This is a genomic window from Bifidobacterium sp. LCP19S3_E9 (assembly GCF_052121135.1).
Taxonomy (GTDB): Bacteria; Actinomycetota; Actinomycetes; order Actinomycetales; family Bifidobacteriaceae; genus Bifidobacterium; species Bifidobacterium thermacidophilum.
Genome location: NZ_JBQKEV010000008.1, coordinates 1 through 26,623 on the forward strand (window position 1 = coordinate 1; position 26,623 = coordinate 26,623).

At 56.5% G+C, this 26,623-nt stretch carries 19 protein-coding genes; 6 read left to right on the forward strand and 13 right to left on the reverse strand.

Annotated features, from left to right (window positions below; all coding sequences use genetic code 11):
* A partial coding sequence (locus ACTQYB_RS05395) for an NlpC/P60 family protein (protein WP_441482103.1) occupies positions 1-751 on the forward strand: 751 nt, incomplete at its 5' end.
* Between the two features lie 724 nt (positions 752-1,475).
* On the forward strand, positions 1,476-2,690 hold the full coding sequence (locus ACTQYB_RS05400; RefSeq protein WP_441482102.1) for a DUF6020 family protein: 1,215 nt from the start codon (positions 1,476-1,478) through the stop codon (positions 2,688-2,690).
* A gap of 480 nt (positions 2,691-3,170) precedes the next feature.
* On the opposite strand, the gene ACTQYB_RS05405 is transcribed toward ACTQYB_RS05400, so the two are convergent.
* From ACTQYB_RS05405 to ACTQYB_RS05435, 7 genes are all read right to left on the reverse strand, one after another.
* Positions 3,171-4,061 (reverse strand): DUF559 domain-containing protein, encoded by an 891-nt coding sequence (locus ACTQYB_RS05405; RefSeq protein ID WP_441482101.1) that lies wholly within the window; start codon positions 4,059-4,061, stop codon positions 3,171-3,173.
* Between the two features lie 653 nt (positions 4,062-4,714).
* Positions 4,715-5,665, reverse strand: coding sequence for a choloylglycine hydrolase (gene bsh / locus ACTQYB_RS05410; RefSeq protein ID WP_441482100.1), 951 nt, complete (start codon positions 5,663-5,665; stop codon positions 4,715-4,717).
* 1,084 nt (positions 5,666-6,749) lie between these two features.
* Positions 6,750-7,004 carry a hypothetical protein gene (locus ACTQYB_RS05415; protein WP_441495912.1) on the reverse strand — a complete coding sequence of 85 codons (255 nt, stop codon included), beginning with the start codon at positions 7,002-7,004 and terminating at the stop codon, positions 6,750-6,752.
* Positions 7,005-7,227: 223 nt separating this feature from the next.
* Positions 7,228-8,136: a glucose-1-phosphate thymidylyltransferase RfbA gene (gene rfbA / locus ACTQYB_RS05420; protein ID WP_441482098.1), complete on the reverse strand. Its 909-nt coding sequence runs from the start codon at positions 8,134-8,136 to the stop codon at positions 7,228-7,230.
* 4 nt (positions 8,137-8,140) lie between these two features.
* Complete coding sequence (locus tag ACTQYB_RS05425) at positions 8,141-9,613, reverse strand: sugar nucleotide-binding protein (RefSeq protein WP_441482097.1); 1,473 nt, start codon at positions 9,611-9,613, stop codon at positions 8,141-8,143.
* A gap of 97 nt (positions 9,614-9,710) precedes the next feature.
* Positions 9,711-10,730 (reverse strand): dTDP-glucose 4,6-dehydratase, encoded by a 1,020-nt coding sequence (rfbB, locus tag ACTQYB_RS05430; protein WP_441482096.1) that lies wholly within the window; start codon positions 10,728-10,730, stop codon positions 9,711-9,713.
* A 443-nt stretch (positions 10,731-11,173) separates the two neighbouring features.
* The gene (locus ACTQYB_RS05435) at positions 11,174-11,644 is read right to left on the reverse strand and encodes a hypothetical protein (protein ID WP_441482095.1); all 471 of its coding nucleotides are present in this window, start codon (positions 11,642-11,644) and stop codon (positions 11,174-11,176) included.
* Positions 11,645-11,893: 249 nt separating this feature from the next.
* Here ACTQYB_RS05435 and ACTQYB_RS05440 point away from each other — a divergent pair, with 249 nt between their 5' ends.
* Entirely contained in the window at positions 11,894-12,190 is a 297-nt protein-coding gene (locus ACTQYB_RS05440) for a hypothetical protein (protein ID WP_441482094.1), read from the forward strand.
* Positions 12,191-13,608: 1,418 nt separating this feature from the next.
* A complete protein-coding gene (locus ACTQYB_RS05445) occupies positions 13,609-14,175 on the forward strand; it encodes a hypothetical protein (protein WP_441482093.1) in 567 nt (188 codons plus the stop codon).
* Between the two features lie 441 nt (positions 14,176-14,616).
* Here the strand turns inward: ACTQYB_RS05445 and ACTQYB_RS05450 are convergent, their stop codons facing one another.
* From ACTQYB_RS05450 to ACTQYB_RS05475, 6 genes are all read right to left on the reverse strand, one after another.
* On the reverse strand, positions 14,617-15,477 hold the full coding sequence (locus ACTQYB_RS05450) for an IS3 family transposase (protein ID WP_441482092.1): 861 nt from the start codon (positions 15,475-15,477) through the stop codon (positions 14,617-14,619).
* 20 nt (positions 15,478-15,497) lie between these two features.
* A complete protein-coding gene (locus ACTQYB_RS05455; RefSeq protein WP_441482091.1) occupies positions 15,498-16,178 on the reverse strand; it encodes a transposase in 681 nt (226 codons plus the stop codon).
* 34 nt (positions 16,179-16,212) lie between these two features.
* The gene (locus tag ACTQYB_RS05460; protein WP_441495913.1) at positions 16,213-16,440 is read right to left on the reverse strand and encodes a glycosyltransferase family 2 protein; all 228 of its coding nucleotides are present in this window, start codon (positions 16,438-16,440) and stop codon (positions 16,213-16,215) included.
* A 204-nt stretch (positions 16,441-16,644) separates the two neighbouring features.
* Entirely contained in the window at positions 16,645-19,467 is a 2,823-nt protein-coding gene (locus tag ACTQYB_RS05465) for a starch-binding protein (protein ID WP_441482089.1), read from the reverse strand.
* 562 nt (positions 19,468-20,029) lie between these two features.
* Positions 20,030-21,127, reverse strand: coding sequence for an endonuclease/exonuclease/phosphatase family protein (locus ACTQYB_RS05470; protein WP_441482088.1), 1,098 nt, complete (start codon positions 21,125-21,127; stop codon positions 20,030-20,032).
* 453 nt (positions 21,128-21,580) lie between these two features.
* Positions 21,581-22,186, reverse strand: coding sequence for an arsenate reductase/protein-tyrosine-phosphatase family protein (locus ACTQYB_RS05475; protein ID WP_441482087.1), 606 nt, complete (start codon positions 22,184-22,186; stop codon positions 21,581-21,583).
* A gap of 364 nt (positions 22,187-22,550) precedes the next feature.
* On the opposite strand from ACTQYB_RS05475, the gene ACTQYB_RS05480 reads away from it, so the two are divergent.
* Both ACTQYB_RS05480 and ACTQYB_RS05485 read left to right on the forward strand, forming a co-directional pair.
* Positions 22,551-24,245, forward strand: coding sequence for a sugar transferase (locus ACTQYB_RS05480; protein WP_441482086.1), 1,695 nt, complete (start codon positions 22,551-22,553; stop codon positions 24,243-24,245).
* Between the two features lie 566 nt (positions 24,246-24,811).
* The gene (locus ACTQYB_RS05485; RefSeq protein ID WP_441482113.1) at positions 24,812-26,377 is read left to right on the forward strand and encodes an MDR family MFS transporter; all 1,566 of its coding nucleotides are present in this window, start codon (positions 24,812-24,814) and stop codon (positions 26,375-26,377) included.
* The last annotated feature ends 246 nt before the right edge of the window (positions 26,378-26,623 follow it).

Below are 26,623 nucleotides of genomic sequence, written 5' to 3' on the forward strand. Positions count from 1 at the left end.
CAGCTGGCTCGGCTGGCCCACCGGCGACGAACTCACCGTCAAAGGCGGCGCATCCCAGACCTTCCAACACGGCACCCTCTTCTGGTCCAACAGCACCGGCACACACGCCGTGGCCGGTACAACGCTGAGCAAGTATGCCGCTGCCCGCTATGAGCAAGGTCCGTACGGCTTCCCCGTTGAAGACCAGACAGGACCTTCCCAGAGATTCCAGCACGGCTCAATCGCCGGCTGTGGAAAAATCGGCTATCAGAATCCAGCTGGGTTCTTCCAAGTAAGCTCTTGCAATGTCAGTGTTCCCGGTGGCGCATTCGGTTATGCTTCCCCATCAAGAATCAGCATCAACGCCAACCGCGACCAAGTCGTGAATGCGTTCATCGGCAGGGCATACGACTATCTCGGAACCCGATATGTCTGGGATTATGCCATGCAACCCGGCAACGGCGTAGACTGCGCCGGGCTTGTCATGCAGTCACTCTATGCGACCGGAATGAATCTGCAGGATTACAATCCGACCGCACACTGGTATGACCCTTGGCACAGCCATGATGCAAACAATATGAGCAGCGACTCCCGGTTCAAGCATATTCCGCTCAGCCAGCGCCAGCGTGGTGATCTGATTTTCTATCCAGGTCATGTAGCCATCTACTTGGGCAATGACCAAGTAATCGAAGCGGTTCCGCCTCGTGTTCGAGTTGCCAACATGTACGCGGGGAACCGTCATCCGACGGGCGCTGCACGGCCGTTCATCTGATCGGGAACACATACAGCATAGGATGCAATGGAAAAGGGCCGCGAGAGCAATCCTGCTCTCGCGGCCCTTTCTGTTTCAGTACCCCAACTCTTGCTGCACTGTTAGCCATGACGGAGGGGAATAGCAGCATCTTCAGCATCTGCAGCATCTTCAGAGCAAGCCCCTGTGCGAAAACATCATCGGATACCGCGACTGGGGTTGGTCTGCTGCAACATCATCTTGGCAATACTTGCCGAGTATTGCGCATACCTCAATGAGGGGGAGGCAGGACGTGCGAGACGACTGCCGCATATCCTCGTCTTTGCGGCATCTTCTTCATTTTGACACTGCTGTTCGAACGATTCATCACATGGCTGGAAGGCGAATCCGAACAGGACAACACCTATACAAGCGAAACTCGCGTCAGCACATCTGGAAGATGACGGAAACATCAAGGATGCAGAGAGCGCAAGCCTCCACCAATCCGCAACCCATCTGCGGCAAGGGATTCTCCCCGATTTCACTGGCGGGCGGAAATCCTTCTTCAAAGCCGCGGACATCATGGCGGTATGATGGCTCCCCTACTCCGTGTTAACCTTCCCCGGAGCAATCTGGTATGACACCGTGCAGCGAGTGCTGCAATGGGAAGGGAAGTCCAACACCATTACCAGTGGCGTGTGGTTCGATCAACACCCGGTGTTCGACACCCTGATTTTTCGGACTGTTCTATCGACTTGGCGATTGTGTGGGTTCCCCGGCTTTCGGTGTCGCTCTCTACACGACGGCAATCACCGCCGCACCCATCGCCGTGCTGGTATACATAGTCCGCTATCTCGCCCGTTCAGGAGACAGCAGACGGACATGCCTCCTCGTATACGGGTTCTTCTACTTATTCCTGTTCGTCCCGATATACGCCATGGCGATGGTCAAAGACGCAGTGTTCCTCCCCTGCTTTCTCCTGTTCTCCATACAATGCCTGGAAGCGGCACGCACACGTGGCGCAAGCCTCGCAACCCCGAAAGCTTGGATCCTCATCAGCACACTGGCGCTGCTGGTGTCGCTTACCAAGAAAACCGGAATCTACACGGTGATCATCGCCTGTATTCTCACGATGTTGGTCGCGGCAGGGCGAAAAGTGCGGCTCCGATTGGCAGGAACAGTGCTGGCGAGCGCCATCGTCATGTTTCTGGTACTGCCCGGTATTCTGTTCCCGCTGTGTCATATTGTGGCTGGTGGCAAGCAGGAAATGATTGCCGTTCCGTTGCAGCAGTCGGCACTGTTGTTGGAAGAGCATGGTGACGAGCTGTCCCAGGCGGATCGCGACGTGTTCGCAGGAATTCTCGAGCCCGATGCCGCCAACAAGTTCTTCTGCCCTGCTGTCGATCCGGTGAAAGGCACGCATTGGACCGCGCAACGCGAACGATTGTTGAAACCGTTCTTGCGTGTGTGGCTGCGTAACGGGGTAAGGTACCCCGCAACGTATTTGCGCGCATATTTCCTGCTGGAACAAGGCTGGGTCGCCATGTCGAACCAAGCGGCTTACAAATCGATATACTCCGGCATGCGCTCGGCATACGTGTACACGAAAACTGCCCCCTCACCGAACATGGCAGATTCAGGACTTCCCGTGTCAAGTCACGCATTGTTCTACTCGGGGTTAGATCAGGGCTTCGCATGGCTGAACGAGCAGTTCTTCCTCCAGCCGTGGTTCTGCCGTGCGTTCTGGGCAACTTGGCCGCCATTCATGCAGTGTTCTCTTGCCGTACGCAGGCTGCGGGCGCATACGATGGCTGCTTGGCTTATACCGATGCTCGCCACGATGCCTTTTCTGTGGATTTCCGGGGCGAGCGTATCGTACGAAGGCATGCGGTATGTGATTCCCATGGTGTTCATTGCTCCGATCGGGTGCGCGATGTTCACAGTCGGTCAGGAGAATCGTGCTCTGCGAGTCGGTGATTGACATTGCTGTGGTATGAGCACGGCGACATCACTATAATCGAATGCCGCCTATGCCAGCATATCTTGCTTCCCTGCGGTACCTGAAGGCGTGTATCTAGTCTATCCGTAGTATGTGCATGGGCGTTTCTCCATTATGAGGGTTTCATTATTGACCTAACCACAAGCACAAACCATGCAATGTCAATGGTTCTATCTTCGACACCAGGCATCCACGAACCCCCGTAGGCAAGATGGCTTCCGGCACGTACTACGGATAACGCAGATAGCCGATGCGAGCGAGGTGTTCATCGGATTTGCCTTTCCCAGCATCAGACCACCGTTCACGCATATCGTTACAGTTACTCCGAACGAGCTTGTCTCGCGCCTATTACCCTGTGAAACCAGTATTATTGCCTCCAACCAGACAAGATGAACGAGGCTGAAAAACTGTTCCCCTATATCCTGCTCTTCCCTTCCCGAACCAATAATGTGCTTCTCTGCCTCAACGGTTCCAGACCCGACGGCCATCCGCCACCTGCTCCAACGTCAGCGGACTCGATAACGCATCCATCCCCAACTTTTTAGCCACCAATGAAACGAGTCGCTCCCTCTGATCCTCGCTTGACAAATCATATGCAGTCACTTGAATATGCTGCCATCCCCGTTCATCAATGAACTTCAATCGATCACAGTCTGCGAGCCACTGATCGCGATGATGCGTACCATCATACTCAACCGCCAGCTTCTTTTCGGGATATGCCATATCCAAATAGAACAACCGGCCCGAATCAGGAATGCGAATCGGCACATTGATACGGGGACAGCCCAAGCCATAGCGCATCAACAACAAACGCAGCCGGGTCTCCTGCGAAGAATCAGTGTGCTCCCGCATCAACCGCACCGCCCTGCTCATAGACCGGAACCCCCGAGGAAGCCGCAGACCCCGCGCTTGCGCCTCCTCACGCAGATTCTGCAACAACCGAATAAAATCTTCTATTCGTATGCCACGCGAATTACGCCGCATCATCGAATCACCGAGCACAACCAACTCCTGCAGCGACAACCTAGCAGCGTACATCGCCCACACATACACCGCATGAACGCAGCGAAACCTGCCACGCTGCAAAACTACCGTCTCGAAACTTCCCGGCCAAGTGACGAAACGCACACCTTTCACTCGCCAGCGATCACTCTCGTGGTGAACTGCTGCGTACACCACATCATCTTGTAATCGCGTTCGTTCGCGAGGCGGCTCGATGCCAAGCAGCGCCAAGGCTGTCGACAGCGTAAAAACCAGCGTCATCGAGGTTCGGTTGCGGGCCTCGTCACACGCTCGCAGTGCCGCCGCATGGTTTTGGATGATGTCGTGCTGATACATAGGATAATCTGCCATGACAGCAACCCTAGTGAATCCTGTCCGCCACGTGCGAGCCGGAATTGAAGATGTGGTCAGAAGTCGTGCGACGCCGCCCGTTCATCTGATTACCGACAAAGTCTGGTGACAAGTATCTCGTGTATTGATGGGTTTATGGCAGGGGAGAGATTATATCTCGCATATCCGTAGTACTTGCCAGAACGTATCTTCATTACGAGGGTTCGCCGATGCCTGATCCTCAAGCACATACCACGGAATACCAACAGTTCTATCTTCGATATCGGGCATCAGCGAACCCTCGTAGTTGAGTTGATCTCCGGCAGGTACTACGGATAGCGCAGATAGACAGTCGACAACGCTACGAGAGGCGCCGCAACAGAACAAACCACCGCACATTTCACAGCAAAGTCACCGCTTCCTATATGCCGCTGCAAGCAAATAGTTCTTCAGTCGGCCGCTGTTCTCGACCATCCGTCGCGCATCCCCTCATTTTCTAAAGCAACAGCATTGTCTGTCGACGATGTACTTGCCACAATCCACGAACCAGCAGCACAGAAGAATGCGGGGCGCCAGGCAACCCGCGGTTATCCCGCACGCACCCAGCGCCCCGCATTCAGCCGTTCCTACTGGTTCAGACGTTCAGCCAATCAGACGCTTGACAGCTGCCCAACTCACTCAGCGGTCTGCAGCTCAACACCCTCAAGGTCGAAGTCGGCCATACGATAGCTCTTGATGGCCGGATCCTCGTACGTGTTCTTGTAGTAGGTGTTGGTCTTGGCGGAGAAGCCGCTCGTGTAGATCGTCTTCTCATACTGGCCGTTGCTCATGAGCGCGCAGCCGTCCACCATCGCCGCGGAATCAAGCGTGTGGAACAGACGGGAGACGTTCGATTCTTCGGTCTTCTGCGCCGGATAGTGGGCGTTCGTGTAGGCGGCGCGCACGAAACGCGACGGCGAGCTGTAATCACCCGGAATGCCGCGCATGCCGGAGCCGGAGCCCCACGCGCTGAGCTCTTGGGTGCCCCACTTGACAGACTCAGGGACGCGCGGATCCATGCTCAGGTAGTTGCGCAGGTTCTCGGCGTGCCAGTCGAAAGTCGGCTGGTTGGCGAGCACGTCGACGCCATCGTGATGCACATGGATGCCGTCAGCCATGACCTCGATCACAATGCTGCGCTTGCCATCGCCGACGATCCAGTGCAGCAAGGAGACCGGGTACTGCTCGTTGACCTGCTTGGCCACGACGGTCACGTTCTTCAGGGCTTCCTCCACCTGATCAACAGTGGAGAAGCTGCGAGCGATCCAGAACGGCAGCTCGTAGGCAGCGACGTTAACCGTGCCGTCCACCGGAGCGTCCGCATACTGGGCGTATCCAGGGAAGTTCAGGCCGGCAACCGCCAGACCTTCGTCATTGGCGCAGTCGAAATACATCGGCATGCCTTCGACGATGATGCCGACACCCATGACCGGCTTCGGGTTAGCAACCGTCGCATTGAATGCGACCGGCGCCTGGTACCCGCGCGGCGTCACGACGATCTTCTCGCCATACGAGAACGACCAATCAAGATTGCGGCCGAAATACATGTTGCCGTCTTCATCTGCAAAACGAACTCCAGTGCACATGTCACCTGCTCCTTATCAACATCAACGCTCCTCGTGGGAGCTTTGCGGACTGCGCTTGAGGGTTGACGCCACCGGTGGTTTCCGGCGGCTGTCGATGGTTGCCAATCGCCGACCGACTGTCATCGCATCCGACTCCAGCGCGGCGCCCCGTCGGCAACTCAACCAACAGGTTCAGCTGTCGAAGCCAGGCGCAACCGTGTTGCCCTCGCACATCCGCTTTGTTATCTTTCACTACTCAGCATAGTCTTAGCGAATCAAGCGGATATGGCAATTTGCACGCGTATTGTTAAGCAGTTTGCCTTGATATATCAGGGTTTTAGACGGATTATTACACCATAACGACTCTTTAATCACACAAGAAAACAGCAGAAGATTCTCAGGTTATTCTTAGGATTGAGCGTGGGGTGGGGGTCGCGGGAGCATGGAGTTGACGGGGGTGGGATGCGGGAGATTGGTTGACGGGTTGACTGGTCAGTACGGCCGCGAGATGCGGAGTGGGATGATGATGAGATGACGCAAAGGCATGGGGCATGATGACGAGGCGACGGGGCGAGTCGTGCCCCAGACCAAAACGGAAATCACGCGACGGAATCGGAACCAGTCCGCACGAGCACTTGCCGACGCTTGTCCGTCTGCCACAACAACACCACAAACCCGCTAGATTCCAATGAATTGCGCACACTGCGGCAATCAACCACTGTCAAGACATCCGCCCGAACCACCCGAATCATGGACCAAACTGGAGAAGGAGAGCCGAAAACCAATCCGGTCCACATCGGTACCACTTGACACCGGACAGCACCTGGACCATAGGTCACGGTTCCATCACGAACCTTGGAATTCCAATAATCCACGAACACTCGATCGGCCGATTACCAGCATGCCAACCACTCTCCGAACCGAATCACAGACCAAACCGGAGAACGAGAGCCGAAAACAGATTCAGTTCACACAGGTGCCGACCGTCATGTACCCGTCAACCACGACCGCGCCAAAAACCCGCAGCATCCCAACAATCCGTCAACAGACCCGAAACGAACCGCCAGGGCATCAACCATCCAATTGCCTGAACCGGTAGACTAAATCAGGAATCACACCCCAATCCCAGATTCAGTCCGTACTTAGGGCATTTCATCATGAAGATGGTGATTAAGCTAATTTGCCTCTCCTGCCGAGCGACCCACAACCATAGGATGTCAGCTTCTCGATAGCCTACATGCTCGGAAGAGGATGCCAGTTCTTCATCAAACAAGTACTTCAGCGTTTGTTGCTCGCGGCCGTCAAAAGCACTGATAATCTGATTGCGAAAGCCCGCTGCTGAGAATGTATATGAAAACATGCTAAGTTGCCTGATGCCGATACTGGCAATCCGGCGACGGCCACAATCCCGCGATTCCGTGACGCTTTCAGTCACCTGACGGCAGAACTGGCAGCTGCGTATGGCAAGACCACGATTCCAGATTCGACTAAGTATCAAACTATTCGGTAAGCACTGAACTCATGCGATTCAGTACTTACCGAATAGAACTGTCGACATTGCCGTATCGCGGATCGATTGTTGGTTAATCTTGGGTTTTGCTGTTGTCTACGAGGCGGATCTCACCGTCGGCGATACCTTGCAGGTGCTTGCCGTACGGGCTCTTCCCGTACCGCTTGGCGGACTCGAGCAACTCCTCCCGGCTGATCCACCCGTTCTGGTAGGCGATCTCCTCGACCACCGCGATCGGCAGGCCCTGCGCCCGCTGCACTGTACGCACGAACTCACCCGCCTCGAACAGACTGTCCATCGTACCCGTATCCAGCCACGCATACCCACGGCCCAACGTCCGCACCCGCAGCGAGCCATGCTCCAGATACATGCGGTTCAAATCCGTGATCTCCAACTCCCCGCGAGCCGACGGACGCACTTGTTTCGCATACTCCACCACACGAGCATCATAGAAATACAAGCCCGTCACCGCGTAATTCGACTTGGGGTGCGCGGGCTTCTCCTCGATCGACACCGCCCTGCCCGACTCGTCGAAATCAACCACGCCATAGCGTTCCGGATCATCCACGTAATAACCGAACACGCTCGACCGGCCAGCCTCGGCGTCACGCACCGCGCCACGCAACACACGACCCAGACCGTTCCCGTAGAAGATGTTATCCCCCAACACCAAAGCGCACGGGCCGCCCGCGATGAACTCCTCACCCAACAGGAACGCCTGCGCCAACCCGTCCGGGCTCGGCTGCACCTTATACGACAGATGCACCCCATACCGGGAACCGTCACCCAGCAGACGCTCGAAATTCGGCAGGTCCTTCGGCGTCGAAATCAGCAGGATATCCCGGATCCCCGCCATCATCAACACGCTCAACGGGTAATACACCATCGGCTTGTCATACACCGGAAGCAACTGCTTCGACGTGACCGTCGTCAACGGATACAGGCGCGTGCCCGAACCGCCCGCAAGAATGATCCCCTTCACGGTCTCACCTTCCCTCCACGGAACCGCTGCGCACGGCGAGCTCCGCCTGCACATACGCTTTCAGGGACTCCTGCCAATCCGCCGGCGTGAAACCGGTCGCCTCGATCTTGCCCAGCGACAGCGCCGAATGCACCGGGCGCGGCGCCACCGGGCCCTTCGCGGACTCGAAATACTGTTCCGTGGAGACCGGCATGACCGCGTCGCCGTTGCCGTTGGTCAGGTCGAACACCTCGGCCGCGATGTCCTTCCAGGAGCGCACGGCGCCTTCACCGGTCAGATCATACGTGCCGTACGGCGTCTGCGAACCGAGCAGGTGGAAGATGGCGGCGGCCATGTCCTTCGTGAAGGTGAGACGCCCATACTGGTCGTCCACCACGGTCACATGATCGAGCGCCTGCCCCGGATCCGCCACACGGTCGGAAAGCGCCATCATCGTCTTGACGAAATTATGGCCGTCGCCGATAACCCAGCTGGAGCGCAGGATGTAGTGCTGCGGGGCCTGGGCCACCGCGATGTCACCCGCCGCCTTCGACTGGCCATACACGCCCAGCGGGGCGAAAGGCTCATCCTCAGTGTGCTCCTCGGCCGTGCCGTCGAACACGTAATCCGAACTCACATGCACGAGCGTGATGTGATGCTCACGGGCGACCTTGGCGAGCAACGCAGGGCCGCTGGCATTCGCCTTCCACGCGGCGGTGCGCCCCTCCCTGGTCTCCGCCTTGTCGACCGCCGTATACGCGCCGGCGTTGATGATCGTGCCATACAGGTCCCAATCGAATTGATTGTAGGCAGCCGGGTCAGAGAAATCGAAGGTGTCGATGTCATGGTACTCGAAACCGTGCAGCCCATGCGCCTCCGCATACTCACGGATGGCACGACCCAGCTGACCGTTTGAACCGGTGACAAGCGTGCGCTTCGGCTCCATCGGCTTGGCGTCCTTGAGCATCGGATGATGCAGGTCCGCCTCGCTGCGCTCGGTCTGGTCAAGCGGAATAGGCCACCGGATGTTGAGCGTCGGATCCGCAAGGTTCACGAACGTATACGTCTTCTTCTGCTCCAGGCTCCAATGCGCGTTCACCAGATACGTGTACGCCGTGCCATCCTCCAACGTCTGGAAGCTGTTGCCCACGCCACGCGGCACGAAAATCGCCTTCGACGGGTCAAGCGTGCAGGTGTAGACCTGACCGAAGGTGTCGCCGGGACGCAAATCCACCCACGCGCCGAACACACTGCCCGTCGCGATCGAGATGTACTTGTCCCACGGCTCCGCATGGATACCACGCGTCACACCACGCTTCACATTGAAACTGATATTGTTCTGCACCGGGCCAAAATCCGGCAACCCCAACGCCGTCTCCTTCGCCCGCTGCCAATTCTCCTTGAACCAGCCACGATTGTCACCATGCACCGGCAGGTCGAAGACGATCAACCCCGGGATATTCGTCCGTGTGACCTTCAAATCCTTCTCAAAATCCATAACTACCTCAAACCTCCCAAACCGACTCCGTCATTCCAAAAACCAACAAGACACAGGCATCGGCGGCACCCCCGCAAGAGGAACACCGCCGACACGCTCACTGCCCCTGGCGCTTGTAGCGTTCCTCGGTCGCGGCCTTCGTCTTCTCCCACCACTCCGGATGCGCCGTATACCAGTCGATCGTCGCCTTCAGGCCCGACTCGAAATCCGTATGCCTGGGCTCCCACCCCAACTCGGTCCGCAGCTTCGTCGCATCGATCGCATACCGACGGTCATGGCCCGGACGGTCCTTCACATGGTCGAACGCGTCCTCCGGCTGGCCCATGAGGCGCAGGATCAACCGGAGCACGTCGATGTTGTTCCTCTCACCATTCGCGCCGATCAGATACGTCTCGCCGATACGCCCCTTCGTCAGAATCGTCCACACCGCGGAGGAATGGTCCTCCGTGTGGATCCAGTCGCGCACGTTCAACCCCGCGCCGTACAATTTCGGGCGCACGCCCGTCAGGATGTTCGTGATCTGCCGCGGGATGAATTTCTCCACATGCTGGTACGGACCGTAATTGTTGCTGCAGTTGCTGATCGTCGCCCGGATACCATACGTACGCGTCCACGCGCGCACCAGCATGTCGGAGCTCGCCTTGGTGGACGAATACGGGCTCGACGGGTGGTACGGCGTCTCCTCCGTGAACTTCGCCGGGTCATCCAACGCCAGATCCCCGTACACCTCGTCCGTGCTGATGTGATGATACCGGATACCGTACTTGCGCACCGCCTCAAGAAGACGATACGTGCCCACCACGTTCGTGCGCACGAACGGCTCCGGATCCGCGATCGAATTATCATTATGCGACTCCGCCGCATAATGCACGATCGCATCATGACCCGGCACGATCTCGTCAAGCAATTCCGCGTCGCAGATGTCCCCATGCACGAAATCCATGCGATCCGACGGGATGCCCTTCAAATTATCCAGGTTACCCGCATACGTCAACGCATCCAACACCGTCACATGCGTCTCAGGATGGTTCTCAACCACATAGTGCACGAAATTCGAACCAATGAAACCGGCCCCACCCGTAACAATAATGTTCTTCGGAACAAACGTCTCAGTCATGGTTGCATCTTATCGCATGACAAAGAATTTTACTGAGACTACGTCGCCACGAATTCTCCCCTAGTGCGACGAGTAATCGATGCTGAGTATGAATACGACGCGATGCACGTCTCCATCGGGTTTTGTCTTGTAGGCATCACAATACTGATAGTTGATCCGAGCCATGCTCGACAACTCATAGTGAATGGTCTTCGAGAAGCCTTTCCCTTTCGGCGCACTCGCCTTCCCTCGCAGGAAACAGGTATTTGCTATTGGATCTTTGGATCCGGGTGACTGAGCGACGTGATCCCAAAATTGTCTCGCCTGTTTCAAGCCGACGCGCTCAACAATCTGTTCCCATGCTGATGCGTACTTTCTATGAACCAGTACACGATACTTGGGCTTTTCAAGAGGTTTACCGCCTGGGCTTCTCGCCGGTTCCATAGGATTGTACGCGGAATCCATCACTCATCCCCCGGTTCTGCCGGCGCCCCGGCTTCGGTGAAATCATCCTGATCAAGTCCCGGAGATAGCAGCACCTGTTTTCTCAACGGATCTTCCAATTGCCCTGCGGTTGCCTTCCAATCATGCAGCAACTCGTCAAGTCCGGTAAAGTCATCTTCGGAAATATCGATGATTAGCTCATCAGAAAGCTCATCACAGAACGCGGTGAGATCATCGTTATCAAAGACCCTGAGCCAGGCGAGGTCTCCCCACCCCGCCACACCCGGCCGACTACCCGGTTGAAGATAACTTCTGAGCCGACTTAAATTCAGTGTCCATTCCTTGTACAGTTCCAGATGCTCAAGTTCAACATTAGGAAGCATCACCAGCTCCGACCCTTTGTTGTCTTTGATAATGGCACGACCGTTCCTCGCGGCATCCAGCACTGCAGTCCGCTGTTTGGCGAGATCTGATACCTGAAAACTGTTCATAAGGAACCTCTCATACCATGTGCATATATTACTGTACATACATTCTTATGTTATATTTTATACACTATTGTATCACTGACTTGCAAGCAGAGGTATCATGACAGAAAATATCACGAGCGAACAGCCTAACGCCGCAAATCATGCTCGAGCCTGCAGTGACATACTCAAAGCATTGCATGAGTTGCTATTCCGCCCAGTGCCCCAAACCCCAAGGATGCCGCAAGCCGAGCAACTGGCATTAAGACCGAGATGCACAATCTGGAAACTCGCGGTATTACGGATGGCATCATTCGCTACGGCTTGGTTGACGTTCTTGCGCTGCAAGTATTGGCACCAGTATTGAATGCTCAAGGCAACCAACTGATGGCCGAAGACAAACTGGCACAATGGCGGGAATGCTTACAGCTCGGCGAACTCACGCCTGAAACCAATGTCCACCAGTTCGCAAGTCGCTTGGGAGAGAATCTTCAAACCTTCAAAATTTGGGCTTCCACCACGAACTTCCAAGATCTGATCAATCTGAATCCACCAAACATTACCACATGAAAAAACCTCAGCCTTCAGAGTCCGGAAGATGATTCCGTGGTCGCTTCTTACGTATGGCTTTGCGACCGATATCTATCTCCAGATTTAACAACATGGACCACCCAGTCACTGCACAAAGAGTATCGATATATCCATAACGGAGACACAGACTCTTTCTCCGAGAATGCGCTTGAACCAATAAACATTGACAACAATGAGCTGAACTCGGAGATTGCCGAGCGAGCTGTCTATCAACAGAAAACTCGCACGTTAAATATCCAATATGGAAAGCTCATCGATGCCGCTGAACAGAATCTCAGAAAACAGGATTACCGGGGAGCGTACGCGGGTTTCACACGCCATGCCTATCCGTCTACAACTTATGCTGCTGCCACTATCTGCTGCAGGACTTCGAATCAGCGCTTCGCATCGCTGACCAATACCGTTTGCACACGTATGGCACCAGAGCAGATTGCGTCCCCACCCAGCCCGCACTAATCTGGCAGATTGACGGCCAACAATGCGAACTGCAGGAAACCCACGATATCGGGGCGGAACTTGCAGCCTTCTGCATTAAAATATGCGAACAAGTCGGTGACACAAACAGACTTCGTGAATGGACTGCGTTCCAGGAGAAGCTCAAACAGTCCGAATCACACGAGTGATATCGCATCTATGGCAACTCGCGCCGACGCCCCCATGCTTCTCCATGTGGAATGACCTTTCATGGCGAAAGCGGCGAATCCGTTGTTACTCAAATGGATCAATTCTTACCGCTCACATGGTCCCAAAACAACACACCCAAACGGACCACTTCAACTTGATAAGACACATCGATGTTGTCAATCCCTTGCCTCCTGGGAACCTCGAGAACGGTTACCGGCACCCCGGGGAATCTATAAGGAAAGCCGATGACATCAGTGCCTTATTCCGCGGCAGACCACACTATCCAAAATAGACGCCACGACTGTTCAACAATAGTGATGAAACAGTCCACATCTAAGTGAACAACAACACATTAGGAATGAATCCTCCCTCAGCACCAACTATTTGCCTGCACCGTACGCCCCAACAGATATCGTCATTGTCAGATGATTTCCCTTTACAGTGGCGGTATGAAGCGGTCGCCCTTGCGTGTTGTCGTAGCGCAATTCTTTTATCTCGCCCAATCAAGGTATTCAAACGGGCCATGCAGCCTTCCCGTTATGCGAATGTTAAGACACAACAGACACATTACAGGAACTGGGGCAGGACACCAGCCAACAGGAGCAGCAACGACAACACCGCGGCAACGCACAAAAGGCTACTCCTCCCTGCATCAACCCAAGGGACATCATCGGTTATCGATAATATTCAAGTCCTAGTTCACGGAAAATGCCAACTTTCCCTCCGTATGACGCGTACAATGACGACCGTAAGCGAGAACCAAGGAAGACACTATGATTGACACCCTCAAGGATACGCTTCCACGCAAGATGATCTCTTGGAATACGCTGCTGCGATTGATGTATGCCTTGTGTGGTTGGCTGGCAATTTTCTCAGTATACAATCAATGCAATCATCGTCAGAACGTATCCCCACTGGATATTCTGGGAAAGTGGCTCGACTGGCTGGGCACCTCATCCGGGTTTTGCATGACCTGGGCCAAATGGTCGACGGAACACGCAACACTGCTGAAAGTGTTTGCCCTTGGAATCGTACTAGTTTCAATTTGTAGGTCGTTCTTGCTAAAAGACAAAAAGAAAATGGTTGAAGGCATAGAAATTCCAGCATTCTTGCTAGCCGTTGCGATTGCATTGCAAATCGGTTTAGGTTTGGACTGGTCTTTAAGTATTGTCATTGTTTGGGTTGCATCCATTGTTTCTGCTTCTCAAAAAGACGGCTTCAAGCCGTCCGACATTCTCATATGGCCGCTGACAGTGTTGTTAGCACTGGCGTTTCCAATATTGGTGTTGGCTCAACTGCTGTTCGACGGGATGGAGGACTCTCAAAGCGACGGGAAGTAGGCCTCGTACTACCCGAATAGTGTCTACGCGTTGATGCTTCACAAGTTACCAGCAGGCAGTAGACAACAGAATCAGGTTCAAAGTCGCAACGGATAGGCATATTCCCACTGCATCCCGCGCCTCTGTACCGACTCAATCGTGTTCTTGTCACCCAGTGCATACACTACACGGCATATAGGAACCAAAGTCATTGCTTATTATCCCCACAGGTGTTGCGGCCGTAGGCGTGTCGGGTGGTATCGGACTTGATTCCTGTGTCTTCATGAAATGATGAGGGCACGACGATCGAGCAGGGCCCCGGAGTATGGGATTATGCGGGGCAAGGATGAAGAAGAACGGCAAGGACGAGCTCGGACGTCAACGCTGGATGTGCCCAGGTGCGTTTTGTCAAGTAGAAGTGATCTGTTGGGACTGCGGTGGGAATCTTGGACCGAATCCATCCTATGCTGCCAGGCCCAAATCCCTGCGATACTGCATGGGGCTCCTGTAATCCAGGTCGCTCTTTATTCTGACATCCCTGTACCATCTGAGGTAAGCGTCGAGCATCCCCATGAACTCCTCGATCGTGACCCCGGCCCAGTCGCAGCCGTGGAAGAATTCTATCTTCAACCTTCCGAAGAAGCCCTCGCACCTCGCGTTATCGGGACTGCATCCCTTCCTCGACATCGATCTGACCAGGCCGTTCCCATCACATATCCTTATCCATCCCGGCCAGCGGTAATGGCAGCCGCGGTCCGAATGGATCTTGGGATGGTCGCCCTCGCCGAGCCACTTGCACGCGCCGAGCAGCGACGAGTTGGCCATCTCGGCGTCGGGCGACGTGGAGATCGACCAGCTCAGCGGCATGCCGTCGAAGCAGTCCACGATGGGCGAGAGGTACACCTTGCCGGCGGGGATGCGGAACTCGGTCACGTCGGTGATCCACAGCTCGTTGGACTCGCCGGCATGGAAGTGGTGCCTGCCCCGCTCGTCGCGCAGCAGGTTCTCGGGCGCTTCGGTTATCTCGCCCTCGTAGGAGCTGTAGCGCCGCCTCTTCTTGGCGGAGCGGGCGGCCAGCCCCTCGTCCCTCATGATGTCGCGAACGGTCCACTCGCCGACGTCGACCATGGCGGTGATGCGCCTGTAGCCGTATGCGCCGCCGCTGGCCTTAAACGCCTCGATGACCGCCTTCCGCGCTGCGGCGCGCTCTTCGGTCTCGCCTTCGGCCTGGGCGTTCCTGGCGTACTCGTAGCTGCCCTTGGCCATGCCCACCACGGGCAGAATCTCGCAGAGCTTGTATTCAGCCCTCAGCGCCGTCACCATCGCCGCCTTCTCCTCGTTCGTCAGCAGCTCTGGGTCGGCGCCCTGGTCTTTTTTACTATCTCGAGAGTCGCCTGGCGCACGTCCAGCTCGAGCTGCACCCGCCTGAGCTGCATCTTCGCCTCGCGCAGCATGTCCTGCAACACCTCGACGTCGTCTGGCAGGTCGTCGTATTCCTTGCTCACGGGAACGCCTTTCTCTTCGATGTCCCCGACATTATCGCCCATCATCTCCCTTCGCCAGACGTAGGACGTCGTCCTCGACACGCCGTGCTTCTCGGCGACCTCCGTAGCGGGCCCCGTCCTCGCCTCCAGCTCGGCGATGACCTGCACCTTCTTCTCGACGGAGACGGGTTCTCGCCTTGGGTCGGGCCCCCTGTACTTGCGCTGGCCGGGGGCGAGCTCGTCAATCCAATCGCAGAGATACTCCCTGCTGGCTGGATAGCCCATCTTGCGCATGGTCCTGGCGAGGCTCTTTCCGTGCGCGAGGTAGTAGTCCACGGCAGCCTGCCTCATCTCCAAGGTGAATTTGGGATCCCGTTGCCGCTTCGGGGCCCTGATCTCCCCGTGCTCCAGATAGTCCTTGTACCAGGCTCTGAGCGACTGCCTTGTCGGGTAGCCGAGCTCGGCAACGGTGTCTGCCGCGCTCAGGTCGAACTTGATGTAGGTCTCGATTGCCAGCTTGCGCTGCTCTGTGCTGTACATGCGGTCCTCCGTGTAACCTTTTCTTGGTCCAGGATCACCACCGCAGTCCCGTTCCGTCATCCGAACTCGAATCAACTACAAGAATCTCATCGGGTTTTCTACGTTGCGATTGCAATGCATCAAGAAGATGAACAATTCCGTCGCCCGCGTTCAATGTCGGAATAACAACTGATATTAGCGCTCTCTTGTAATCGTTCATAGAACCAGTAGAAGAGTCAGGTTCACGCGGTACCGCAGCACACTCCGTTTTCTGTTGTTGCATCCTTCTCAACCTCTTCACCAGACGACGCCCGGTATTCGACTAGAGATATATAACCATGCGGAACAGATAGAAAACCATGAACGCAGGCCTTGAAAGGGCAACGTCTACGAGTATCCACGCAACAACTACCGTATCTTCTCAAAACCAGCCAGTGTGGTGCGCAGCCCAGGCCACGCACCACACCAACTGCATATCGCGCTCCGGCTACTTCACCGTCACTGCCAGCTGATACGTGGCATCACCCGTGGTGACGCTCACGGTGCTGGTGCCGGCAGTCACGCCGACGATCAGGCCGGTTCCGGTAACGGCGACCGCCGCCCCATCGGACCACCACTTCGCATCGGGCATGCTCACGGTCTTGCCGTTCACACCAAGCTGCACAGTCTTACCGGCGGTAATGGCGAGCGCACCGTCCGCTACCCCGTCACCGGTGATGCCGTTGGTCGTTGGCGGCACCGTCTGGCAACTCAGCGTGTTCAGTGTGTCGCCTCCGGTCCATGCCATGGTTCCTTTCAGTTCCATGCCTGTCTGCTGGGCTCCGGGGGTTTGCTGCGAGCCGCCGTCGTTGAAGATCACGCGGTAGGTGCCGGTTCCCAGGTCGGGAACTTCGTACCGGTACATGCCGGCTTTCGCACAACCGTCATCAGCGGTCAGCCGGGTCATGGCGACACCCGGCCATGTCGCGTTGCTCTTCGCCGAGGCGCCGTCGCCGGTGTATACGTAGGCATACAACGCGTTCCAGCCGCTCGGCTTTGACGCGTACACCACGTTCTTGGTTTCGCTGCCGGTCTGGCTTGCGGTCACGGTCACGTCAACACTCGCGGTGACCTTTCCAACGCTCGCGGTAATGGTCGTAGTACCGGCTTTGAGCGCCGAAACACGGCCGTTGGCATCCACCGTAGCAATCAATGGACTGGATGAAGCCCAGGTGACCGTACCGGTTGCCGTGCTCGGGGTGACGGCGGCCGTCAGTTGTGCAGTTGCCCCGGTGTTCAGGCTGAGCTTGCCGTCAGTCACGCCGTCACCGCTGATGGCCACCTTGGTGGCCGGGGTGCTGCATTGCACTGTTTCCAGCGACGTGCCCTGTCCGTCCCACTGCACCGCCGCACCTCGCGTGAACGCCATTCCGGCGACCATATCCGCGGGATACCGGTTACTGGAGCTTCCATTGTCCGAGAAAATCACACGATAGGTGCCGCTGCCCAAATCAGGCACGTCCACACGGTATGTCCCGGCTTTCGCGCACCCGTCATCCGCAGTGAGCCGTGTCATGGCAACGCCCGGCCAAGATGCGTTGGATGCTGCAGATGCGGAACCATCATCCCTGTAAATATAGGCGTTGATGGTGTTCCACCACGAAGGCTTGGTCGCATACACCACGGTTGTGCCGGTTGTCTGACCGGAACCACCTGTGCTGGAGCCGCTTCCCGAACCGCTCGTCTGATAGAAGGCACTGACCGCGTAGGCTTTCGCCGTACCAGCGGTGATCTTGCCGCCGGAAACGGTGATGGTGCCGCCGTTGACTTGGTCGGTGTAGGTGCCATTGTCAAGGGTGGTGTCCGAGCCGGCGAGGTTGACGTCGCCGCCCATGTTGGCGATCACCACACCATCGTCATCGGCCTTGCCGTCCTTAGCGTAGCGCTCGACCATGAGGCAGGAGTTCTGGCTCTGGCAGTTGCGCAGGTACTCGCTGTTGCCGTTCATCTTGTTGCGGAAGTGGTTGACCGCGACTACGGCTTTGTCTTTCCACATATTGTCGCCGGCATCGCCAAGCTGGGACTGCTCGGCGAACTGTGCGTTATTGCCGCCGGATCCGACCGGGCGGTTGAAATACAGCGGGGCGCCGCCGGCACGGGAACCGACGATAGCCCAGCCCATGCGCAGCTGGTAATCGTTGAGATAGGTGGATTCCTTGTCACCGTTCGCATAATTATCATGCGATTCAACCCAGGTGACCAGCTGATCGTCCTTCGCGCCGCCGTTACGCAGACTCATCAGATTGCCGGCATTCAAGCTGCCGCTCGTGATGGCCGAACGCACGGTCTTGCCATAGTCGGAAGCCGTGGCGCCACCACCGTCGGAGGAATACTGGGTGAACATGTTGGTGTAGCCCGTATAGTTCAAGCCGTTGTCACCCTGGAGCACCTCGCCGTACTGGTACTGGGCGCCGTTCTTCAAAATGGTCTCCCAATACACGGAATGCTGCGGGAACTCGTCAGGAAGCTCGACGTGCTTGGCCGCATCGAAGCGGAAACCATCGACACCGTCATTGACTGCTTCGACGAGGAAGTCCTTCATCTTGTTGGCGGCGGCCTGATTCTCGGTGTTGATATCCCACAGGCCGAGCAGATGGCAATGCGTCACCTGCCAACGGTTGCTGTAGTTGATCTGGTCGCCGTCCTTGCCCGGGCAGTTGGTACGCGAGTGGAACAGGCTGGTGTCCTTCCAGTCACTGCCGATCGCGTTCCAATCGGACGTGAAGTGGTTGGCGACCACGTCAACGATGATACGCACGCCGTACTTGTGGGCTTCGGCGCACATATCCTTCAAATCCTGCTCAGAACCCACTACGAAGTTGCCGATGGTCGTGTCCGTCGGCTGGTAAACGTAATACCAGTTCTCAGTGAATTTCTTGCCGTTGGCGGGGTTCGCCTTGATGGCGCTCATCGGTTCGGTCTGGACCGACGTGTAGCCCGCTTCGGCGATCGCCTTCATGTTCTTCTTGATGGTGTTGAACGACCACATCCACGCGTGGAGGATTGCGCCGTTCTTCATATCCTTGGTCAGACCGTACTTGGAACGTGCGGCCTCGAAGTCCGCGTTACCCAGCGTGTCCGTGTAGCTGTCCCGGCTGCTGGTGGCCGCGGATGCGGTCGTGCTGCCGAGTGCCATGCCGCCGAACATCGTAGCCACGGCGAGCACGGCTGCTGCAAGTTTTCTGAACATGCCGTGGCCTACAATCGTGAACGACCGAGGCGATGAGTGATTCTCTTCGCCGGCATCAGCCGAATATCGACCAGTGCGCATTGAGCCTCCTTGACTCTTCCTAGGGGGGGCGTTCTTGCCATCTCTGGCGAATCACGCCCCGTTGTGTGATGGCGCCTGTATCACTGCAAACGCATTCGCTAGTATACGGCTGATTGATACGGCTCGTTGTTTCCTGAGAGCATTCCGATGGTTGCGATAACAATTACCTGCATGCGTGTTGGAAAGCGGAAACAAGGAATCTGAGACTATGGCAGTTCCTTGATATCTCAGGTTTTTCGCGTTTAGTAGAAGCTCGATGCACTCCCCCTTGCTTCCCCCCCCCCCCACCGTCCAGAACATGCTGATGAAATTTGCACACAATGCGTATGATCTCACGCAGGAAAATGCAAACGACGGCATATCAACGGCAAAATACCGCCAATGAAACGTTTGCAATATTTGTGATATCAACATTCACAAAATATACACAAATCAATACGCCGAAACCCGGCATTTCGCGGTAAACAAGCCACCTACAGGCCTATTCGACGAAAGCCGCCTATCGACAACCCGAACAGCCCATAAGCCCTCCGCATCCGCCGACGCAGTGGAACACAAACAGTCAACGCCCCACATCGAGCGTCCCGAGCAACGCGCGATGATCCGAACCGGCGATATCAAGCGTTTCCAAATTGCCGACCGTAATGCTCCGATCATGAACAATATGGTCAATCTCCACCAACGGCGGCACCTTCACCCTGCCGCCGAACAACGCCGCATTCGACGGGTATGTCATATGAAACCACGTGCCGTTACGCTCCCCCGCATCCACAAACCTCGAGCCAAGCAACGCCCGGAAACTCGCGTGATCCCACGTCGCGTTGAAATCGCCCAACAGCACGAACAACTTGGTATTCGACTGCAACTTGGCAATACTGTCCAAACTGCTGCTCCACAATCCCTGGTTCCTCGGGCGAGGTGAAAACGGGTGCACACTGCCAAAGCACACCGTGCGCAGATTGAACCGCACGCACGCCAACGGAATATTCGACGATTCAATCGGCAGAAGATTGGCCATACGCGACGACATCGGAGCCGCAGAAAACAGCGCATTAACCCCGCCATTATCATGATTGGTCGCCGAAGCGATCTCGGAATACGGGAGTAGCTCATCCAACCCAGCCTCATCCAACCGTTGCAACAGCACGCCCCGCACCTCCTGCAACGCCAGCACCTCAACATGCTCCTCACGCACAGTACGCACAATCTGCCCGGCATCCGCCAGCCCATTCTTCGTGTTCAGCGTCATCAGCCGCGCATACCGGTCACCCGTGTTCACCGTCAGCGTGCTGGTATCCGGCAAGTCAGCTGTCACAGTATCCGCCGGCTTGATATAGCCCCAATGCCAGCACACCTGAACCACGCAACACACCACGCAAACCGCGGCAAGACCGCGACGCCGGCCAATCAACGCGCACAACAGCACAATAGCCGCAATAGCAGCCATCCACGGCATGAAAGCAACCGCCACAGGAATATACTTGCGGCCGTCAACGTCGTTGGGAATCATACGCAGCGCCATCGCCACAGCAACGGCGAACATCACCAGCCACAGCACAACAAACAGCGGGCGAGCGCGCAATGAATCCTCGCGATTCCAGTCCGAATACAGATTCTGGTCGCTGTCCACCGCGTTATATAGCTGCTGAATATCGCTCATTGCCCGCCTATCGTCTTACGTTTCGCACGGTCCGGATGCGACATTGAACTGCCGGCCGAACCTGATGCACCCCAGCCACATAGTAGCCCATCGAGATTGCCGTCAACGCTTAGGAGTCCGAAGGCGGTGGAATCAGCCGGCAGTGAAAGCGGCGACGCTGTGACGCGAGCAGGTGCCGTTATGTGAGGATTGGCTCACACAGCGGGGGCTGGAACCGTCGAAAGAGACCGCTGCGGTGACGATTGGTGCGAGTTTGTGAGGATTCGCTCACACGGTGACACGTAGGAAGCCTTGATTCGGCGATTTGGGCTTCAATCGATGTCGGTTTGTGAGGATTGGCTCACACAGGCGCCACCGAAAGAACAGTCATGATCGGATGCCCATCATCAATCGGCACAACCAAAGCTGCACATGCCCCGGCATACGCAACCGGCGCTACCGGAACAACCGGTATCACACGGTGGCCGTGAACTGCTTCCACTCCGGCTGGGTAAGCGGACGGATCTTGGCCCCGGCATGCTTGCGCATACTGTTGAGTATGGTGCGCAATGCGCGATTGGTTTCATCGGCCACTGTGCAGAACACGTCAAAGGTTCTGCCATGCGGATCTTCGATATCCGGGGATGGTAGGAGCAATGGGCGCACAATCGGCGCCGCCTCTTCCACCGACCACAAGCGCTCCTGAATAGTACGGCCCTTCACCATGCCATGATCGGCACAGTACGCGCACAACGCGGCGAACTCCGTAATCACGAACGTTCGACGGACAACAGCAGGGGCAAGCGTCACGATCTCCCGACGCTGCGAAGCTTCGAAACACAGAATAAGATCCGTCGCATTCGCCATGTCGCGAGTGAGACGGCGCGAACGGAACACACTCGAATCAATGCCGACGCTCGACATGAGTGTTGCGCTTGAAGGATCAATCGGATGCCCCGGAAGACCTTTCGTACCGGCGCTCGACACCTCGATCGACGTGTCGGCAAGATACCGCGACAACAACAGTTCGCCCATAGGGGAACGGCAGATATTCCCAGTACACACGAACATCACCCGCATACCGACCGACCCTCCCATACAGTTCGACTGGCACAGCAGTCCAGATTCTCCGGTGCTCCACAGCGTGGATTGTGAGTTGGTTATAGCTTACCCGCACCCCGCGCCCGCAGCAGCACAACAAGGCAACACTGATGCACCATACCCCCCCCTTCCAGCCACTACGCCTATACCACCGCAATCTGAACACAAACGGCAAGCAAACAGATAACGGGCAGAGCAGATGCTACATTTCCAATATGCGAACGTATTCATTATCCTCTCGCGGTTGATACCTGCGTCAAGCAGCAATGACGGGGGAGGGGGGACGGAAAACACGCTTGCGCACTAGACTAGTTTGAGACGGACCACCAGAGGGGGATACCACATGGCGACACCAGTGAGACAGGTGCAAACCAAGCCAGCACGGCAGGAGACAGCACCTAACTCCCTCCAACCCACGGAGCACGCTTCCTTTGTATCGCCACGCCGCGCCTCTTCGAACACCAACCCCGGGCAGACCTCATTCTTCGACGGTTCATACTTCGCCGCCGACCCGCAAGGCGGAATCCACCGTACAGCCGGAGATCGCAATCAGGCCATCGCACAAAACGTCCCAACATGGCGGTACGTCTACAATCTCACGCTCGTTGCACTCGACACTTTGATGACGCTCATCGCTTGCGCCCTCGTGTTCCTGTTCAGCCATGACAGCTACGCCACACTGCTCGGACAGCACGAAGGACTGACAGTATTCCTGCTGCTTGCTTGCGCTTGCAACATCGTATGCCTGTACGCTTGCAAAACATATGAGCGTCACACCATGGGCGAAGGGTACGGACTGTACACGAAAATCATCAACTCGCAGGCGTTGGATTTTGTCGCCATGTGCACCATCACCTACATTTTCCGGCTCAACACGCCGCGCACACTGATTTTCGCCATTCCCATCATCAGTCTGGTACTCATCACCATCGAACGCTGCCTGATGCGCAAAGCCTTGCACCGCAACAGACGCAAGGGAGAATACAACTATCCGACCGTTATCGTCGGCTCTCCGCAAGGCATCCATGAGACCATCGCACAACTCAAAGAGGGATACGCCCTGGGCCACCAACCCATCGCCGTGTGCCCGGTCGCCGAAGCCGGTACATCAGGCGATGACGACGCCCCCCAGCATCTGATTTCCGTCAAGGACCAGTTTGTTCCCGCAACAGACGCCGAACGTGACCTCGCGGTGCTTACCCTCGACTCGCATCTTCCACAAACCGCCAAACAGCTCAACGCGCAAACAGTGCTCATCGCCGACGTGCTCACCCGTGATTCGGAAACCATGCGCACCTTGTCGCTCGCGGTCGAATCCATGGGCATAGAACTTGCGCTGACTACGAAAGTCGCTGACGTTGCGGGTAGCGATCTTCGCTTGCGCAATAATCCCGCAACCCCGATTCTGACAGCCAGGCTAAGACAATACAGCACGTCCACGCGGATTATCAAGCGGGTCTGCGACGTGGTGCTGTCCACCATCGCGCTCATCCTCGCCTCGCCAATCATGATCTGGGCTGCCATCATGGTCAAGCATGAGGATGGAGGCCCCGTCTTCTACTCCCAGCAGCGTATCGGCATCTATGGTAAGCCATTCACCATGTACAAGTTCCGCTCCATGCGCACCGACGCTGACGCTATCAAAGCGAAACTCGCCAAAGAACGCGGCATTGAAGACCGGTTCATCTTCAAGTTGAAAGATGACCCGCGCATCACCAACATCGGGCACATTATTCGCAAAACATCCATTGACGAACTGCCTCAACTGTTCAACGTGCTCAAAGGCGATATGAGCTTGGTCGGGCCGCGCCCGCCGCTACCGGAAGAGGTGGCACGGTACGACTCGCTGTACTCCACCCGTCTGCTGGTCAAGCCCGGTATTACCGGCGCATGGCAGGTTTCCGGCCGGAGTGATCTGTCCAAGGAACAGTCCGAGTTCATCGACGTGTCCTATGTACAGGACTGGTCCATCACCGGCGATATCGCGATTCTGTTCAAAACCGTAGTAGCGGTTTTGCGCGGAACCGGTTCATACTGATACACGATTCGCATCGCCGCTGTTTCAGCTATCCGCGGATAACCGAAACAGTATCACCAGCACTTGTGCTCTGCTTCCAACAGCGGTTTTACTGGCTGTAGAGCGCACTACGGAATGTCTTGACGCGCCGGGGAAGGGGACGTATCACGGTATTCCGCAACGCACCTGTGGGGCAGCTGCTTTCAAGTAGCCGCCCCACGGGTATTTCCGGGGAATGTTCAGTGCATGCATCGGTCCGGCATCGGTCCGGCATCGGTCAGTCTGCCGTCAGACTCGCCGGCTCTCGGTTGTGTTCGATACCACAACCGTATCGTCATACGCAAACCCGCTTATGCTCACACGTTTGTGACCGGACCTGACTATCGTGGAACAGTATCCCAGCTATAAGCCGCGATTCAATCACACACAACCAGCATCGCGACCCAGACAGCACGCCGCTGCCCCGCTCGCGGCACCCACATGAAACAGGTGAGGTATTGAGCACACAGAACGACAACAAACAACCCCACAAGCCGGCACGCACCCCTGCAAACAAGCCGGCACGCGGGTCGGCGCGAACCAAAGCCCTGATCGCGAGTGCCCGGCAGCCCTTGGATTCTGCGGATTCCTATCGTGACGGACATTTGAGTCGTACTGCGTTCGTCTCGCTTGTTATTCTCACGTTCATTACGTTTGTCGGCAATTTCACGCAACTTCAGCTCAGCTCCGCCCTGCCCACGATTGTCAAGGATTTTGGTGTGAGTGTGACGACCGGTCAATGGCTGACCTCAGTGTTTCAGCTGGTGATGGGTGTGATGGTGCCGTTGACCGCGTATTTGACACGGCGATTCACTACGCGGCAGATTGTCGTCACATCCATGCTGGTGTTTACAGCCGGATCGTTGCTCGCTTGGCTTGGCCCGTCATTCGTTGTTGTACTGTTCGGACGGATTCTTGAGGCGATTGGAACGGGCGTCATGTGGCCGGTGCTGCAAATCACCGTGTTTTCGATTTACCCGCTGTCGCGTCGCGGTCTGGCGATGGGTACTGTCGGCATGGCGATGAGTGTCGCTCCGGCGATTGGACCGGTGATTGGCGGTTGGCAGACTGATGCGAACGGCTGGCGTTCCATCTTCATGTCGCTGTCGGTTATCGGCTTGGTATCAGTGTTGCTCGCGTTTTTCGGGCTGCATAATTTCGGGCGTAGCGATTGCGATGCCAAGGCTGATTTCTTCTCTGTGAGCTTGTCTGTTTTCGGGTTTGGCGGCCTGATGTTCGGGTTTACGAATATTGAGGCGCATCCGTTCACTCACCCGCTGGTTTGGGTGCCTATCGTTGTCGGTGTTGCGGGCATCGTGTGGTTTGTGGTGCGGCAGATTCATATGAGCATGGTGTATCAGGCTTGGGAGACGTCGCACGAGTCGTCGTCCGGTTTGCGGCGTGGCCAATGGGCACCAAAACCGGCGTTGCTGAACTTGGGTGTGCTCCGTAACCGGAGTTTCACGGTCGGAACCATCTGCGCCGCGTTGAGTTTTTTCGCGTTCAGTTCGATTATGGTGATTATCCCGCTGTATATCCAGAACGATCGCGGATATAGCGCGACCATGAGCGGCTTGATTATGCTGCCTGGGGCGATTGGCCAGTGTATCGCACAGTTCTGCGGCGGCAGGCTGCTTGACCGGTTCGGTGCACGGCCCGTGGCGCTGGTTGGTTCGAGTACGCTGCTTATCGGCACCATCATGATGAGCTTGATCGGCACGGATACGTGGATCTGGTGGGTGTCCATCTCACAGTTCACGAGGCAGATCGGTATGGGGCTTGTGCTTATGCCCATCACTACGTGGTCGCTGAATTGTCTTGCCCGGCAGGAGGTTTCAGCCGGTTCGGCGGTCACCAATACGGTGCGGCAGATTGCCGGGGCGATCGGTGCGCCGGTGATGGTTATTACCATGGAGACCTTGACCCGCGTGTTCCATTCCGCCGGGCTCAATACGACACTCGCCAATATTGATGGGGTGAAATGGACGCTGCGCATCAGCGCGTGCTTCGTACTCGCCCAGCTGTTGCTCGTGATGTTCGACGTGCGTGGTCAAGGCGCAGGATCGGCGCGTGAAGCCGCGCAAGTCGCCTTGGGAAGGATCCGCACGCGGTGATATTCTCCGAACCACGCGGAAACCTTCCCGGTTCCCATCGTGTGGAAAAGATACCGAGGAATCAGACCGGCCGGAAGACAGGAGAACGAATCAAGAATGGCGGAATACCGCCAATCTCCCAATCTGGACACCCACGGGAAGCCCAACCGGCCGCCGCGCCACCTCCGCAGTTACGATATCGCACGCCAATGCGCACGGTGCGGAAAGGATACCGTCGGGGCGGCCCGGGGACGAACGGGAAGAACC